The organism is Rhodococcus sp. 06-418-5 (genome assembly GCF_002258285.1).
In the GTDB taxonomy this organism is placed as follows: domain Bacteria; phylum Actinomycetota; class Actinomycetes; order Mycobacteriales; family Mycobacteriaceae; genus Rhodococcoides.
This window is the reverse complement of record NZ_NOYE01000037.1, coordinates 140,445-155,766: the sequence shown is the minus strand read 5'-3', so window position 1 is coordinate 155,766 and position 15,322 is coordinate 140,445. Positions and strand designations below refer to the sequence as shown.

The window sequence follows — 15,322 nt, the reverse complement described above, 5'->3', positions numbered from 1 at the left end:
TAGGTCTGTCATGACCAGGTTGCCGATCGCCCATGTCGCTACTGTGGGATTCGTGAACAAAGACAGGTCCGCCCTCAGCGCATTTCTGCGTGATCGGCGCGACCGCATGACCCCGATCGAGGCGGGGATTCGTACGTATCCCGGTGCCCGACGGGTGCCGGGGCTGCGGCGCGAAGAGCTGGCGGCTCTGGCCGGAGTGAGTCCGGATTACTACAGCAAACTCGAACAGGGTCGGCAGGCCAACGTGTCGAACGAGGTGCTGCTGGCAATCGCCGGTGCGTTGAAGCTCGATGATGTCGAGTCCGCGCATCTACTCGATCTCGCGTCCCCGGCGACGCCCACCGAGGATGCTGCGCAGTTACCGAATCCAGGTCTGCTCCAGGTCATGAAGGCGCTCGACCATGTGCCGGTGATCCTGCTCGGGCGCAGCGGGGCCGTCCTGGCCAGCAACTCGCTGGTCCGATCGGTACTGAGTCTGCAACCGTCCGCCGACCAGTCGTTGTTCCACTATCTGTTTCGCAACCCCATCGCCCGCGAGCGAATCGTCAATTGGTCGCAGTTCGCGGCAGCATCGGTCGCGGGGTTGCGCCGTGACCTCGCTCGTCGACCGGGGGATCGCGCGCTCATCGCCTTGATCGCCGAATTACGTTCCGCAGAGCCATGTTTCGAGCAGTGGTGGGGCGACCACGAGGTTCGCGAATTCGAGCGCGCAACCAAGATCATCCAGCATCCGGCGGCGGGAACCCTCGAATTCGGTATCGAGTTTCTGACCTCGCCCAGCGAGCCGGATCAGAGTCTCATCGTCTACACGGTCGAGGACGGGTCGAGCACTGCCGAGATTCTGCCGATCTTGGCGAGTTGGGACCCGAGTTCGGCGATCCGCACTTGACCTCGATATAACTCGAGGTTTTAGCGTCGCCTGCATGGACACACTCGGTCTCGGCAGACTCGGCATTTCCATCGACGTATCGCCGTCGTACCTCGACGACGCACACGAGTTGGAATCACTCGGATTCACCTCGGTCTGGTTGCCGGGTGGACAGCTCGATCGGCTCGGCAGGTTGGCCGATCTGGTCCACGCGACCGAGAAGGCGACCATCCTTCCGGGGATCGTGCCGGTCGATGTGTACTCACCTGCACAGACCGGTGAGCTGTTCGACGAGCTCTCGGGCACCGGTCGATTCGTTGTCGGCCTCGGTGGGCCGCAGAGTGCTCGGCCTTTGGCCGGGTTGAGGAAGTACCTCGACGAGCTCGAGGTGCCCGCCGATCACCTTCTGCTCGCGGCGCTCGGTCCGAGGAAGTTGGAGATGGCGCGGGACCGCGCTGCCGGCGCAATCGCGTTGCTGGTGACGCCGGAGTGGACGGCGCAGGCGCGCGGTGCACTCGGTGGGTCGACGTTGGTGGTCGACCAGTTCGTCGTGGTCGAGTCCGACCCGGATCGGGCGCGTGCTGCAGCTCGGCAGCCGCTGAGCTTTCTCGCCACTGTTCCCGGCTATCGGCAGAACTTTCTGCGGATGGGCTTCGCCGAGGCCGACGTCGACCAGCTCAGCGACCGATTGGTCGACGGCCTGGTGGTGTGGGGGAGTATCGAGACGATTGCTTCGCGGTTGGCGGAGCACCACGAGGCGTGAGCGGATCACGTCGTTCTTGCACCCCTCGGCGCTTCCAGTATCGACGCTGGCCGGGCACTGTCCGAGCTGGTGGTGTCGTCAAAGTAGACTCCATAGACCGTGAGCCTCACCCTCGGAATCGTCGGACTGCCCAACGTCGGCAAGTCCACCCTCTTCAATGCACTGACCAACAACGATGTGCTGGCCGCGAACTATCCGTTCGCCACCATCGAGCCCAACGTCGGAGTGGTCGCGCTGCCGGATCCCCGGCTCGAGAAGCTGGCCGAGGTGTTCGGTTCGGAGAAGCTCGTGCCCGCGCTGGTGTCGTTCGTCGACATCGCCGGCATCGTCAAGGGTGCGTCCGAGGGCGCAGGTCTGGGCAACAAGTTCCTCGCCAACATTCGTGAGGCCGACGCCATCTGCCAGGTCGTTCGTGTCTTCGCCGACGACGACGTGGTGCACGTCGACGGTCGCGTCGACCCGACCGCCGATATCGAGGTCATCGAGACCGAACTCGCGATCGCCGATCTGCAGACCCTCGAGAAGGCCATTCCGCGCCTCGAGAAAGAGGTGCGGATCAAGAAGGATCGCAAGCCCGCACTCGATGCGGCGCTGGCCGCGCAGGCTGTGCTGAACGACGGCAAGACGCTGTTCTCGGCCAAGGCGAAGTTGGACTTCGAGCTGCTCGGTGAATTCCAGCTGCTCACCACGAAGCCCTTCCTCTACGTGTTCAATGCCGACGAGTCTGTGCTGACCGACGACGCGAAGATCGGCGAACTGGCTCGCCTCGTTGCCCCCGCCGATGCGGTGTTCCTCGACGCGAAGATCGAATCCGAGTTGCTCGAACTCGACAAGGAATCGGCAGCCGAACTGCTCGAATCCGTCGGACAGACCGAGCCCGGTCTCGATGCGTTGGCACGTGCAGGCTTCCACACCCTCGGCCTGCAGACCTACCTCACCGCTGGCCCGAAAGAGGCTCGCGCGTGGACAATTCATCGGGGTGACACCGCACCCCAGGCTGCGGGCGTCATTCACACCGACTTCGAGCGCGGCTTCATCAAGGCCGAAATCGTCTCCTACGAAGACCTCATCGCCGCGGGTTCCATGGCCTCGGCCAAGGCCGCAGGCAAGGTACGCATCGAAGGCAAGGACTACGTCATGGCCGACGGCGATGTAGTGGAGTTCCGCTTCAACGTCTAGTCGCCGAATTGCAGAATCGGCGGCGCTTTACCGCCGAGTGTCAGATATCGTTACCACGGTGGTACGCGCCACCGACTGCGCTTCCACGTGGCAACCACGTGAATCATCGAGGAGAGGCCTGACCAGCTCAGGACATGTCCGGATGGGGTGCGGCGCAGAAATGCGCCTCCTTCATTGTGCCGATGCCCGACATCGGTTGGCGAAAGGACATGACATGTCGTCGAAGGACGAAAAGAACCTCGCTCAGGTGATCGAGAAGATCTCGAAGATGGACGAACCGCGGCGTTCGGTCATGCAGCGTGTGCACGACATCATCGTGTCCGCGGCACCCACTTTGAAGCCGCGGATCTGGTACGGAATGCCCGCCTATGCGAAGTCGGCGAGCACACCGGCGCTGGTGACGCTGCGCAACGACGATCGACTGAATCTGGCCATCACCGAGAAGGCGGTGTTCCGCGCTGCCGGTGGCGCGGACGGAGAGTTGATGCCTGCGGCGTGGTTCTTCGAGACTGTGGACGAGGGCACGGCGCAGCGCATCGCCGAGATCGTCCGTTCGGTCGTCGACTGAGCTTGTTCGGTCGACCGCGGATCCGGTCGGGACGGCGGCGCTCGGAGGACTACCCGAGGCGGTCGCCGTTGCCCGACGTGAGTTCATCCGTGACCCCTCGTCCACCAAATCTACGACACCCGAGTTGTGGTGCGAGTGATAGCAATTGCTCATCGCAGGGACGCCTATCGGTGATCATTGCGGCACGTTCTGCGAGTGGGCGTCGTCGTCTGCGCCGCCCAATGATGTTGACTACGCTTCGAATCGAACGATAGGAGAACGTGAATGGGTCTGCAGGAACTCGAAGCCTTGGTGCACCGAACGGCCACTGCTGGGGAACCTTTCGAGCGTGGAGCCGACGAGGCGGAGCAGGCATACTTGTCTTCGCTTGCGACACGGGAGAGTACGAAGGTGATCTGTGAGGTCGGGTTCAATGCCGGCTTCTCGAGTTGGGCGTTCCTCGACGCATCGCCCGATACGACCGTCGTGTCCTTCGACCTGGCAGCCTATGCCTACAGCGACGCCGCGAAAGCACATATCGACGAACACTTTCCGGGTCGGCACACCCTGATCCCGGGCGACTCGCACACCACCATCGCGGCCTACGCGAAGGAACATCCGGACGTACGGTTCGACGTCATCTTCATCGACGGCGACCATTCGGTGGAAGGTGCTCGCGCAGACCTCGACGACCTCCGTCCACTCGCCACCGCGGACTCGATCGTGATCATGGACGACATCACCCCGTGGCTCTGGTTCGGCGAAGGCCCCACTCAGGCATGGCAGGAAGCCGTCGATGCGGGCCGGATTCTGCACACGCAGTACTTCCGCGACGGCGAACCTGTCGATGCGGTGACACCTCCGGCTGCCCGCGCCTGGGCCGAGGGGCGCTACCCCTTCTGAACCTCCGCGCGGGGTCGAGAAGCGTTCCTCACCGACAGTCGGACACGGCCTGCCGCACCAACTCGGCGGCCTCGTCGGTGGTCGACGCGAAGTGGACGTTGTCGAAGCGGTGCAGGTAGGCGTCGTAGATACCGGACACCTTCCTGTTCGCGTTGTCCATCGCCACGACACGCTTGCCCATCATCGCCGCCAGTACCGCGGCGTGCAGTCGATCGGTGAGGACAACGGGTGCGAGGTTCAGAATGCGTTGGGCCACACGAAGGTTGAGCTTCGCCGTTTGCTCGTACGAGCGGAGAAGGGCGGGGTAGAGCAGACGATTCGTTCTGGGGAAACGTTGCGCAATCAGAGTCGGCAGCATCACCGCCGTCGAGATCGCCAGATCCGTTCCGTGCAGGCCCCAATCGTATTGGACGGATGAAGCGTCGATGTTCACCGATGCATGACCGAGGCTTTCCGAATCGGCGCGCAGGAGCTTCACGACCTCCACTGCAGAGCCTTCGGCGCTGCGCGCGATCTCGGCACCGAAAGCCATGTCCGGACAGTACTCGACGCGGTTGCTCGGGAAATGCTCGAGCGCCAATTGGTACGAACGTTGTTCACGGAGCATGAGGGTGAGATCCGGGTGCTGCGCGTACAGGGCTGCGGTCCTCGTAAGGGCTTCGGCATCGGCAAAGTCGATGCTCTGGGGGAGGCACACTATTTTGTTGCGAGGAAACCGCGCAACGATTGCTTCACGAAACCTCTGGTCGATCGGCCACCGGTCGCCGAAATTTCCCCCGCCTTGCAAGAACAGGGTCCCGTCGCCGATTCGTTCTTCGAGTAGAGCATCGTTGTGGGTGAACGGATCGGACACGTAGTCGACGTGCACGTTCAACCGCTTCAGGTACTCGACCTCACCGGCGTGGATGAGCGAGTCACCGGCATTGTAGTGATTCGGAAAGTCCAGGTGCGCCACACGATCTCCCGGTTCCGCGTGAGGCCGCAGGACGCCGAGAGTCTCCTCGCGTAGCGCATCGACGGTCTCGTACGTCATCGGACGCTCGGTCTCTGTCGTCGGCCGAGCGAGGTCACTCGTGTTCGCAGAGCGCCGTAGTGAATCCCGATGTAGTGAGCCCACAAACCACTCGGCATCGGTCTCAGTACATTCGGCAGCCACGGATTACGAACTGTCGCAAGATAAAGTATCGACACCGCGTGTACGGGAATCCTGACCACGGACGAGGGGTGTGGGCAGCCCGATGCGCGGTGCTTCGTCGACAGTTGATACGACGTCCGGCCGTACGCCCGACCTTGCTCGAACGATCGACGGACAGTCGTTCTGACGCGGTAGGCGACCACTGCATCCGCGGCATGTCCGAGTGTCGATCCCGCCTGCTGAATTCTCCACGAGTAGTCGACGTCCTCGGCACCGCCGACGAAGTCTTCGTCGAAGTCTCCGACCTTCTCGAACACCCTCCGCCACATGGCGAAATTGCTCCCCGGTGCGTACGGCAGGTAGGCGGAGCGGAACAGAGCGCCGGGCGGCGGGACGGTTCGCCACGACGCCACCTCCGGGGAATTGAGGGATTCGACTTCGAGAGCGCCGCCCACCGCGTCGAAACTGTCGAGTGCGTGTACCAGAGCAGTCAGCCAGGTCTTATGAGCGACGTCGTCGTGGTCGACGAAGGCAACTATGTCACCGCGCGCAGCTTTCACGCCGGCGTTTCTGGCGTACGAGACTCCACGCTTGGCGGAGGCGTCGACCATGCGGATCGTCATAGGCAGAGAGAGATTCTCGAGGTGTGCGCGCAGGCCGTCGGTCGAGCCGTTGTCGCTGACTATCAGCTCGACGTCGCCCGTGTAGTCCTGTGCGGCGACGGCCTCGAGCTGCTCATCCAGATCGGGCAACCCGTTGTACACGGGGAGGACGATGGAAACGAGACTGATCGGCACGGTCCGACCCTATCGCGAATTCGGGCACCGTTCGGCCGCGTGCCCCGCTGCCCAGGCAGATATCGGCTACTTCTTTCCCCGCAACTTCTTCTCCAGCGGCGTCGGGAAGGACGGGACCACCGGGGTGCCGTCGAGCAGGGTGGTTATTCTTTCTGCCTCGGCTGCAACGGCTTTCGTCACCGGAGCCCCGACGTCCTCCAGGAATTCCGTCACCACTGCTCCGGAACCGGTGACCGCCCAACCGCCGACGATACGACCACCGGACCAGATGGTCGGGCCGATGTTGCCGAAGGTGTCGAACAGCGGGGCCTTGTGCTCACCCAGATACCAGGCTCGGTGCTTCCACCCCATCGGCGTGGGATCGAGCGCAGGTAGCAGCATGACGCTCGTGCCGGAAGGCTTATCGAAAACAGTGCTGGACAACATGATTCCGTCGCCCTCGGTCAGTTCGACCGTAACGGTGTTCAGTCCGGACACCGCCTGACGAGTCTGTGTCTTGTTCCAGCCCGTCCACCACTGCAGATCGTCGAGGGTCGCAGGGCCGAACACCTCGAGCCAACGTCGGGCAAGATCGGCACGTGCCTCGGTCTCGTCGAGATCGGGAATCCCGTCCGGCCACCAGTGATCGATCGGTGCCCACGCGTGGCGTCGCGATGTCCACGCGCCCCGCGGTTCGACGCGCACCAGCCTTCCCTCGGCGGCCATCATCACCAGTACCTCCGAGGTGACGTACCGCTTGACGTCGTACACCTTGTCGGTGGTCGGCAGCAGCGCGGTCTTGAGGCCGGGCACGACGGCAGACAGCTCGGCCCCGGTCGCAGTCCCCATCGATCGCAACGCCGACTCGGTCTCGGCTTCGGTTGCGGCGATCCATGATTCGACATCGGCGATCACCGGTTCGGTGGGCAACGTGGAGACCTGCCTGATCAGGCGTGCCCGCATGGTGCGCGCAACTCCCAGGCTCGCCGCAGCGTGAATCATCGGAACGTCGTCGTGAGCGACGACGAACATCGTGCGCCGCATCGCCATCAACCGCACCAGGCTCCGGCGCTCGTACATCGCATCACGAACATCCGAGAGTCCCAGTGTTCGAGCGCGGGCGAGCACCGACAGATACACCGTCGCCGGATCGGTGGCATGCAACGCGAGGAGTGACGACACCACAGCTTCGGTGGTCGATGCACGGGCGAAGTGCTGCGCGACGAGCCGGTGTCGGCGCTGAGCGTCGGTGATCTTCACGCGATCAGTGTGACGGCATTTGCGGCGCAGGGCCGACGAATCCGGTGAGAAGTGCGTCGGCGATGTCGCTCATCCCGTGTGCGCGGGCATCGGCGGCGGCACCGACGTGGTCGTACTCGACCAGCTCGAACGAGACTGTCCAGCTGCCACGGTCGTGGTCGTCGAGTACCGCGTAGCGCGCATGCGGAGAGCCGGATTCCATGACGTGCGGGTAGGGCTGATCGTCGTCGTAGGCGGGCACGCCGACGCTCCCTGGATTGACCACGAGTGTGCCGCTGGGGAGAGTCCATTGTCGCTGCAGGTGGGTGTGGCCGCAGGCGATGACGGAGTGGTTCGTAAAACCTGCTGCCCTGTCCAGTATCTCGGCCTCGGTTGCCTCGCGAGAGCCGTTGTCGTCCACCGAGTGCAGGAAATATTGCTCATCATCGGTGGGTGTTCCGTGCACTGCGAGGATTCCGCCATCGAACTCCAATGAGAACGGCAGCGAGGCCAGCCACTGTCGATGCTCGTCGTCGAGTCGATCATGGGCGTGCCGATCCCAACTGCCCATGGACTCCCGGTCCTGCTCGAGCAGATAGCGGTCGTGATTTCCCGCGACAGTGGGAAAACCGAGTGCCATCAGCCGGTCCGCAGTTCGACGCGGATGCAGGCCGCCGGACAACAGATCGCCGAGATTGATCACCGAGTCGACGCGATGGCGTTCGATGTCGTCGACGACGGCGTCGAGCGCCGCGATGTTGCCGTGAATATCGGCAATGAGAGCTACCCGCACAACCACAGGATCGCAGCGTGGGCAGTCGACTGCAACACGGCAGCCCGGAGGCGAGTGCTGGAGACTTCACCCTCACACACCCGCCGTCGATGGGTGGTTTCTCCATAGACCTACGCTCGAGTCGCCCATAACGTGGTCCAGGTCACTTTCGATCTAGGGAAGGCCGAGCCCATGCCTGCAGTCACGTCGAAGCCCGAGATCGAATCGAGGGTGGTCAAGAAGGTCGCTCGACGTATCATCCCGTTCCTCGGATTGGCTTACTTCGTCAACTATCTCGATCGCACCAACATCGGTCTCGCCAAGCTGACCATGAGCGACGAATTGGGCCTCACCGAGACGATGTTCGGCCTCGCGTCGGGCCTGTTCTTCATCGGGTATCTGCTGTTCGAGGTGCCCAGTAATCTGGCGCTGCACAAATTCGGTGCCCGACGGTGGATCGCCCGCATCATGGTGTCGTGGGGAATTGTGGCCGCCGCCATGGCTTTCGTGCCGACGGCAGGGTGGCTGTACGGTCTACGCATCCTTCTCGGCATCGCCGAGGCCGGCTTCTTTCCCGGCGTACTGCTGTACATGACGATGTGGTTTCCGCGCGCCTACCGCGTGCGGCTGATGGGCCTGTTCTTGCTGGCTCTGCCTGTGTCATCGGCGCTCGGTGCGCCACTGTCGAGTGCAATCATTCAGTACCTGGACGGTCTGTTCGGACTGTCGGGTTGGCGGGTTATGTTCCTCCTCGAAGGCATTCCGGCGATTCTGCTCGGCGTGATCACCTGGTTCTATCTCACGGATCGACCGTCTCAGGCGAAGTGGCTCACCGTCGACGAGAAGGAATGGCTCACTGCGGAATTGGAGTCCGAGGACGCAGTGAAAGGCGGGCACGTCAGCGGCTCGGTCAAGCATGCGCTCGGTGATGTACGAGTATGGATGCTCGGCCTGATCTACTTCGGCATCACCTACGGCCTCTACTCCCTGAGTTTCTTTCTGCCCAGCATCGTCGCGGGATTCAAGCAGACGTTCGATACCGACTTCTCGCTCGTGACCACGGGACTCATCGTGGCGGTGCCGTTCGCAGTGGGCGCGGTGGCGATGGTGCTCTGGAGTCGGCATTCGGACCGGACCGGCGAGCGAACGTGGCATGTAGCGATACCGACTCTGATCGGTGCGATCTCCATTCCATTTGCGCTGTACATGGATTCACCGTTCACCACCATGATTGCGGTGACCGTCAACGCCGTCGGCGTGTTCTGCGCTCTACCCGTCTTCTGGTACCTGCCCAGCACCTTCCTCACCGGAGCCGGCGCAGCGGCTGGAATCGCGATCATCAACTCGGTCGGCAACACCTCGGGCTTCGGTGCCCCATACGTGACGGGGTGGCTGCTCGACGCCACTGGCAACGCCAAGGCAGGCCTGTGGGTGGTCGGCGGTGTCATGCTCATGGCGGTGGTGTTGGTGATCGCTCTGCGCAGCCGAATGGGAGTCCGCTCCGAGAGCAATACGGATGTGCCGGTGGCGCACTGACGAACGGCTGCGCACGAAGCCGAGTATCTGCACGGAACCGGATTCGGCTCTTGCAGCGAACACCGGACATACTCGACGAATGACGAGTCGCGGGCGGGTCCGGAGCTGGGAGATTCTCGGCATGGAGGGCATCATCGATTCCGAGGACACTCCGGGCGGATGCTGGTCATTCTTCAGCGCGCTGCATCCCGATGAGGTCATCGATTCTCGATCGGGAACAGGGTTCGACATCGGTGGAGGTGTCTCCGAGCTCGCAGTAGGCGAGCAGGTCGACTTCGAGTGGGAGCCTGCTGTCGATCAGGACGGTTATCGGTTTCGCGCGATCAGGGTCCCGACCGCGTCGCGAGATTCCGCCGTGGCGGATCGAGCGATTCGATGGCTGACGCATTCGAATCGAAATCCACGGTGCTCTGACCTCCCGGCGGCCTCCGACGGTTATCGAGTTGCCGCTCGCTGACCGTCGACGCGGATCGTGGGAAGCCATGTTGCCAAGGTGCGACCGAGCGTGGCGACCATGCGTGGTCCGAAGACGCACAAGGTGCGTTCCCACGGGTGGCCGAAGGTCCCTTCGGTGAATCCGTCTCGGGCGAAGATGTAGTAGTCGCCGTTCGGGTGGACGGGGACGCGCCACTCGGCGTTCTCGGCCGCGTCGGCGTGCGCTTCGGCGTCGAAGCTGTAGCCGGAGTGTTGCCAGTCCAGGACGATGAAGGTGGGGTCGTCCGAAAACTCGGTGACGAAGCAGCGCAACGCTTCCGCGTTGATCGCGTCGGCTCGGGCAGACCAGGACGCTGTCGTGCGGACGGTATGGGAGGAGAGGTCGAATGTCATCGAGGGGGCAGCCTCGGAAATGGCCGGCCACGAGTCAGGCTTTGTCCCGGGTCGAAACCCGAACCTACTTGTGAACACCGACCAGTGCTCCGCTTCGACATTGCGGTCGAGTTCGGTCCACCCGATGGGTAGCGCAGATCCGAAATTCCTGGTCAGCTTGGTCGTCATCGGCCTATCGTCTCAGAGGCTGAGAAACTAGGCTGACAGGAACTGATCGGGAAGCGGGTGACAGTCACATGGTGCTTGCGTTGTGTGCCATAACGTTTGCTGTACTGCTTCACGTCGTGGCGGCTCGAATCGCAGCCCGTGAGAACTATGGCCGCGCGTTGCCCACAGTGAACGGCTCGTATCCGGTCAGACCTGCCCAGCGTGCCCGACGTGCCCATGCTGCTGGATGGATACTGAGTATCGTCGGTGCGCTACAGCTCGGCATTCATTTCTGGCTGACTGAGCCGTGGCTGGCCGTGGGTCTAGTGATTGCGGTTCTCGTCCTGATCAACGGCCTCCCGAGTCTGCTGGTTACCTTGCTGCACAACGGCAGTCTGCGAACACAACCATAGGACCGTGTGAACCAAGCGCCGTCAGGGTGTGAACACTTTGCCCGGGTTCAGGATTCCATGGGGATCCAGTGCCTTCTTCACAGCTCGGTGCATTTCCAACACCACCGGATCGAGTTCCTGCACCAGGCCGTCCATCTTGAGCAGTCCGACTCCGTGTTCGCCGGTCACGGTGCCGCCGAGTTCCAGTGCAGCGTCGATGATCTCGGCGAAGGCGGCCTGAGCGCGTTCGCGAGCCGGAAGGTCGTCGTGCGGAGTGATGAGCAGCGGGTGGAGGTTTCCGTCACCGGCGTGTGCGATGTTGGCGATGGTCGTCTCGTAGCGAAGGCCGATCTGCTCGATGCGCGAAAGCATCTCGGGTACATGCTTCTTCGGCACACACACGTCCTCGGTCAACACCGGACCCAGACGTTCCATCGCGGGATACGCCAACCGTCGCGCCGCGAACAGAGCGTCGGCCTCTTCCTGATCGGTCGAGACCGCAGACCAGGTCGCTCCGGCCTCGTCGAAGCACGAGAGCATCTTCTCGGCTTCCTGGTCTCCGATGAGACCCGGATCGTCGATACGTCCGAGCAACACCACATTGGCCTCGACCGACAGGCCCATGTTCTTCCACGCGTCGACGGCGATGAGGCACTGCCTGTCGATCAATTCCAGTGCGGACGGCGTCAAGCCGGCGGCGGCCACCGCGGCGACGGCACGCCCGGCGTCGACGATCGAATCGAAGTAGCCGGCGACGGTCCGCTGCGGATCCTGCAGCGGGCGTAGTTTCAGGGTCACCTCGGTGATGATGCCGAGGGTGCCCTCCGATCCGACCATCAAGCCTGCAAGGTCGTAACCGGCAACGCCTTTGGCGGTCTTGCGGCCGAGTCGAACCAGTTCTCCGGTTCCGGTGACGACCTGCATGCCCATCACGTAGTCGCGCGTGACGCCGTACTTGACGCAGCACAATCCGCCGGCATTGGTGGCGACGTTGCCGCCGATGGTCGACCACGGCGCACTTGCCGGATCCGGGGGATACCACAGACCCTGCTCGGCAACGGTTGCGCGCAGGTGATCGTTGACGACTCCCGGCTCGACGACGGCGTAGCGCTCGAGTGGGTCGATCTCCTTGATCGTGTCCATGCCGTCGAGCGCGAGAACGACGCATCCCTCGGTGGCGTTCGCGCCGCCGGACAGTCCGGTGCCCGCCCCACGGGTGACGACGGGTGCGCCATGGGCCAGGCATGCACGAACGACGGCTTGGACTTCTTCGGCGCTGCGGGGTCGCACGACGGCGACCGGCGTCGAATACGGTGCCCATTCGGCCTCGTCGTGCTGGTAGGAGGCGACGACGTCCGGGTCAACCACGATCCGATCCGCGGGCAGGACCTCGGACAACTGTTCCACGAGCGACATGTGTTCGACTTTAGCTGTGACGCGGGTCTCGGCCAATGTAGGTTTTCTCCATGTCGCCCGCGAAGTCATGGATGGAAATGCTGCTCGACGACGCGTCCGTCGATGAATTGGAAGCCCATCGACGGGATCTTCCCGGTGCCGAGGCGCATGCGGCACTCCGGCTGCGAACTTTGCTCGATCAACGCAAACAACGCAGCACCGAACTCTCGGCGCTCAACGACATCGCGGTGCGCCTGACGACTGTGCGTGACAATCGGATTCTGCTGCAGGAAGTGGTGGACCAGGCGCGCAGGCTGCTCGGCGTGGACCTGGCCTACATGGGTTCGGTGTACGGCGACGAGTTCGTCATCGAGGTCACCAGTGGTGCCCTTACCCCGCAACTGGTGGGCATCAGGCTCACACTGGACGAGGGGCTCGTCGGGCTGATCGTGCGCGGTGCCTCACCGTCGTGGACACCCGACTACCAGAGCGAACCTGCATTTCGGCACATCACGGGAGCCGACAGTGCTGCGCGGTCGGAGAACATGCGCGGTCTGCTGGGCGTACCGCTTCGGGTCGGCGACCGCGTGATCGGCGCACTGTTCGCGTGCAAGCGGCAGGAGCGGGATTTCGCAGACAGTGAGATCGCTCTGCTGTCCGCACTGGCCGCGCACGCGGCGATCGCCATCGAGAACGTGCGAGCGATCGACACGCTCGAAACCCTCAACGCCGAATTGTCGCTCCGCACGACGGAATTGGAGCAGACTCTGCAATGGGACCGCACGTTGACACAGGTCGTGCTCCGAGGAGGCGGTGTGCGGAGTCTGGTTCGGGAGGTGGCGTCGGCCACCGAACGTCCGGCGTATTTCGTGGCCGATGGCGCGTCCGTACCGGTTGCCCTGGAGGACAGAGCGGTCCAGGTCGAAGCCTTGGTCGAACGGTGCAGGGCGGGTGCCGATACTGCCGTCGGCGACGAGATCACTGCGCGCCGGGTGGTGGCTGCCGGTCGCTTCTTGGGAGTGTTGATCTCCGTCGGATCGGACGACGACCAGACCCGCCTACTTCTCGATCGAGCTGTGCCGGCCATCGCGCTGTCGCTGGCCGAGGAGCGCGCGGCCGCGGAATCCGCACGCCGGGCGCAGGACGCATTCCTGCTCGATCTACTCCTCCATCCGACGTCGACGCCCGAGGACGAACGCAGGCAGTTCCACCGTGCCGGACTGACTCCGGACGTGACGTATTGTGTGGCGGTCGCGCAGGGTAACGCGTCGAGAGCCGAGTTGGAAGCTCTCGCACTGCCCCCGGGATCGGTTGTAGCGGAGCAGGGTTCGAGAATCCTGTTGGTCGTTCCCGCTCGCGAGTCCGCTGCCGTTCGTCGCATGATCGTCACCCGGGCCACCGTGGGAATCTCCGAACCCGCGCGAGGAGCCGACGCGCTGGCGACGGCGTTCCGAGAAGCGCAACAGACTGCTGACGTGCTGACGACTCTCGGCAGAGACGGAGAAGTGTCCTCGGCGCGCGGCCTGGGAATCTATCGAATCCTGCTGAGCCACATGGCCCGTGAGCACCTGGACGAGCTCACCGAGGACAAGCTCGGGCCGTTGCTCGCCGAGCAGGACAAGCGCGGGGTCCCGCTGATGGAGACCTTGTCGACGTATCTGGCTCACGGTCGCCACCATTCGGCCACCGCGTCGAGCTTGGGAGTGCACGTCAACACGCTCTACCAACGGCTCGAAGCCATCGACCGGCTGATCGGTACGCAGTGGCGTGACCCCGACGATGCTCTCGACCTTCAGGTGTTGATGCGCCTGCGCAGATCGGCCGATCTACTCGGTCTGTGAGCCACCGGCCGCGGGTTCGGTCTCGATCCCCGTCGCCTCGACCACGCTCGCCCACAGTGCATCTCGCACGCGAGGTGAATCTCCGCGCCAGGAAGGGTAGTGAGTCGGACGCGGGGCCCGGTCGTGCCAGAACGTGCCGGTGCTGGTCAAGGCCTGGTCGGACCCGACGAGCCAGACGATGGTGTCGGCCCCGTCGTGTGCGTTGCGCAGAATCGGCTTCATCACCGAACCGAACTTCGGCATCGATCCGGTGACGCCGGGAGTGGCCGCCCAGCCCGGGTGCATGCTGTGCACCACCGGGTCGTCTTCGAGCGAAAAGCGTTCGGCCAGTTGCTCGGCCACCACCACCTGCATTCGCTTCGTGCGAGCGTAGGCGGTCATGCCGGAGTACTTGCCGTTCTCGTACTCGAAGTCCGAGTTCTGCAGCGGCGCCGCATACATGCCGCCGCTCGAGACGAACACGACCCGCGATCCGGCGTCGAACAGCTCTCGCAGTCCCACGGTCAATGCGACCGGCCCGAGAACGTGGGTGGCGAAAGCGGATTCGTGCCCCTGCGCCGAGAGTTGCCGCTCGTCCGGCATGACCCCGGCGCAGTGCACCAATGCGTGCACCGACGTGAGCTCGGATGCGAGAGCCGCGCTCAAGGCCGCCACGGAATCGAGATCGCTGATGTCACACTCGCGGACCACGAGGGAGGCGTCGGGCACCTCGCCCCGAATGGCCGCGGCCGCGGACTCCAGCCGATCGGCCGACCTGCCGACCAGGTGCACCCGTGCCCCCAACCTGGCCAGTTCCTTCGCGGTGGCTGCGCCCAATCCGGACGACGCGCCGGTCACCACCATGTCTATGGGGGCGGGGAACGGCGTCGGATCCGCGGCCCAGAATCGTCGACGCACCGTGGCACCGATGCGGGAGTATCCGGGAACGACTGCTCTGTCGAGGATCGTGTCCAATGTGCGGGTCAGCAATGACATGGCGCTGTGATACCCCGCGGTAACCG

General features: G+C 63.6%; 15 protein-coding genes. 8 read left to right on the top strand and 7 right to left on the bottom strand.

All coding sequences use genetic code 11. The features are described from left to right. The first annotated feature begins 52 nt into the window (after positions 1–52). The 5 genes from CH274_RS25915 (at position 53) to CH274_RS25895 (ending at position 4,260) form a co-directional block, all read left to right on the top strand. Positions 53–889: a helix-turn-helix domain-containing protein gene (locus CH274_RS25915; protein ID WP_094659582.1), complete on the top strand. Its 837-nt coding sequence runs from the start codon at positions 53–55 to the stop codon at positions 887–889. A 34-nt stretch (positions 890–923) separates the two neighbouring features. Then, positions 924–1,631 (top strand): TIGR03620 family F420-dependent LLM class oxidoreductase, encoded by a 708-nt coding sequence (locus CH274_RS25910; RefSeq protein WP_094659335.1) that lies wholly within the window; start codon positions 924–926, stop codon positions 1,629–1,631. 99 nt (positions 1,632–1,730) lie between these two features. Beyond that, the gene (gene ychF / locus CH274_RS25905; protein ID WP_032394046.1) at positions 1,731–2,810 is read left to right on the top strand and encodes a redox-regulated ATPase YchF; all 1,080 of its coding nucleotides are present in this window, start codon (positions 1,731–1,733) and stop codon (positions 2,808–2,810) included. A 214-nt stretch (positions 2,811–3,024) separates the two neighbouring features. After that, positions 3,025–3,378, top strand: a complete 354-nt coding sequence (locus tag CH274_RS25900) for a DUF1801 domain-containing protein (RefSeq protein ID WP_032394047.1) — start codon at positions 3,025–3,027, stop codon at positions 3,376–3,378. Between the two features lie 264 nt (positions 3,379–3,642). Beyond that, positions 3,643–4,260 carry a class I SAM-dependent methyltransferase gene (locus CH274_RS25895; protein WP_094659334.1) on the top strand — a complete coding sequence of 206 codons (618 nt, stop codon included), beginning with the start codon at positions 3,643–3,645 and terminating at the stop codon, positions 4,258–4,260. 28 nt (positions 4,261–4,288) lie between these two features. Here CH274_RS25895 and CH274_RS25890 read toward each other — a convergent pair whose 3' ends face one another. From CH274_RS25890 to CH274_RS25875, 4 genes are all read right to left on the bottom strand, one after another. Further along, on the bottom strand, positions 4,289–5,293 hold the full coding sequence (locus tag CH274_RS25890) for a polysaccharide pyruvyl transferase family protein (protein WP_094659333.1): 1,005 nt from the start codon (positions 5,291–5,293) through the stop codon (positions 4,289–4,291). After that, complete coding sequence (locus CH274_RS25885) at positions 5,290–6,192, bottom strand: glycosyltransferase (protein ID WP_094659332.1); 903 nt, start codon at positions 6,190–6,192, stop codon at positions 5,290–5,292. The genes CH274_RS25890 and CH274_RS25885 overlap by 4 nt, the downstream gene beginning before the upstream one ends. Before the next feature lie 66 nt (positions 6,193–6,258). After that, positions 6,259–7,431 (bottom strand): winged helix DNA-binding domain-containing protein, encoded by a 1,173-nt coding sequence (locus CH274_RS25880; protein WP_094659331.1) that lies wholly within the window; start codon positions 7,429–7,431, stop codon positions 6,259–6,261. 4 nt (positions 7,432–7,435) lie between these two features. Continuing rightward, positions 7,436–8,203 carry a metallophosphoesterase family protein gene (locus CH274_RS25875; protein ID WP_094629565.1) on the bottom strand — a complete coding sequence of 256 codons (768 nt, stop codon included), beginning with the start codon at positions 8,201–8,203 and terminating at the stop codon, positions 7,436–7,438. A gap of 171 nt (positions 8,204–8,374) precedes the next feature. Between CH274_RS25875 and CH274_RS25870 the strand changes: the two genes are divergently transcribed. Both CH274_RS25870 and CH274_RS25865 read left to right on the top strand, forming a co-directional pair. Continuing rightward, on the top strand, positions 8,375–9,718 hold the full coding sequence (locus CH274_RS25870; protein WP_094659330.1) for an MFS transporter: 1,344 nt from the start codon (positions 8,375–8,377) through the stop codon (positions 9,716–9,718). A 79-nt stretch (positions 9,719–9,797) separates the two neighbouring features. Next, positions 9,798–10,175, top strand: a complete 378-nt coding sequence (locus tag CH274_RS25865; RefSeq protein ID WP_179275862.1) for a hypothetical protein — start codon at positions 9,798–9,800, stop codon at positions 10,173–10,175. On the opposite strand, the gene CH274_RS25860 is transcribed toward CH274_RS25865, so the two are convergent. Together CH274_RS25860 and CH274_RS25850 are read right to left on the bottom strand one after the other, a co-directional pair. Next, complete coding sequence (locus CH274_RS25860) at positions 10,154–10,714, bottom strand: DUF2716 domain-containing protein (protein WP_094659329.1); 561 nt, start codon at positions 10,712–10,714, stop codon at positions 10,154–10,156. The genes CH274_RS25865 and CH274_RS25860 overlap by 22 nt on opposite strands. Positions 10,715–11,127: 413 nt before the next feature. Next, positions 11,128–12,501, bottom strand: coding sequence for an FAD-binding oxidoreductase (locus CH274_RS25850; protein WP_094659327.1), 1,374 nt, complete (start codon positions 12,499–12,501; stop codon positions 11,128–11,130). 71 nt (positions 12,502–12,572) lie between these two features. Here CH274_RS25850 and CH274_RS25845 point away from each other — a divergent pair, with 71 nt between their 5' ends. Next, positions 12,573–14,321, top strand: a complete 1,749-nt coding sequence (locus CH274_RS25845) for a helix-turn-helix domain-containing protein (RefSeq protein ID WP_094659581.1) — start codon at positions 12,573–12,575, stop codon at positions 14,319–14,321. On the opposite strand, the gene CH274_RS25840 is transcribed toward CH274_RS25845, so the two are convergent. Next, positions 14,307–15,296 carry an SDR family NAD(P)-dependent oxidoreductase gene (locus CH274_RS25840; RefSeq protein WP_094659326.1) on the bottom strand — a complete coding sequence of 330 codons (990 nt, stop codon included), beginning with the start codon at positions 15,294–15,296 and terminating at the stop codon, positions 14,307–14,309. The genes CH274_RS25845 and CH274_RS25840 overlap by 15 nt on opposite strands. Between the last annotated feature and the right edge of the window lie 26 nt (positions 15,297–15,322).

What these genes read in the sequence shown, in the direction of transcription:
- CH274_RS25910 (WP_094659335.1), top strand. Translation starts at nt 924, where the DNA reads ATGGACACACTCGGTCTCGGCAGACTCGGCATTTCCATCGACGTATCG.
- CH274_RS25900 (WP_032394047.1), top strand. Translation starts at nt 3,025, where the DNA reads ATGTCGTCGAAGGACGAAAAGAACCTCGCTCAGGTGATCGAGAAGATC.
- CH274_RS25895 (WP_094659334.1), top strand. Translation starts at nt 3,643, where the DNA reads ATGGGTCTGCAGGAACTCGAAGCCTTGGTGCACCGAACGGCCACTGCT.
- CH274_RS25890 (WP_094659333.1), bottom strand. Translation starts at nt 5,293, where the DNA reads ATGACGTACGAGACCGTCGATGCGCTACGCGAGGAGACTCTCGGCGTC.
- CH274_RS25870 (WP_094659330.1), top strand. Translation starts at nt 8,375, where the DNA reads ATGCCTGCAGTCACGTCGAAGCCCGAGATCGAATCGAGGGTGGTCAAG.
- CH274_RS25865 (WP_179275862.1), top strand. Translation starts at nt 9,798, where the DNA reads ATGACGAGTCGCGGGCGGGTCCGGAGCTGGGAGATTCTCGGCATGGAG.
- CH274_RS25860 (WP_094659329.1), bottom strand. Translation starts at nt 10,714, where the DNA reads ATGACGACCAAGCTGACCAGGAATTTCGGATCTGCGCTACCCATCGGG.
- CH274_RS25850 (WP_094659327.1), bottom strand. Translation starts at nt 12,501, where the DNA reads ATGTCGCTCGTGGAACAGTTGTCCGAGGTCCTGCCCGCGGATCGGATC.
- CH274_RS25845 (WP_094659581.1), top strand. Translation starts at nt 12,573, where the DNA reads ATGGAAATGCTGCTCGACGACGCGTCCGTCGATGAATTGGAAGCCCAT.
- CH274_RS25840 (WP_094659326.1), bottom strand. Translation starts at nt 15,296, where the DNA reads ATGTCATTGCTGACCCGCACATTGGACACGATCCTCGACAGAGCAGTC.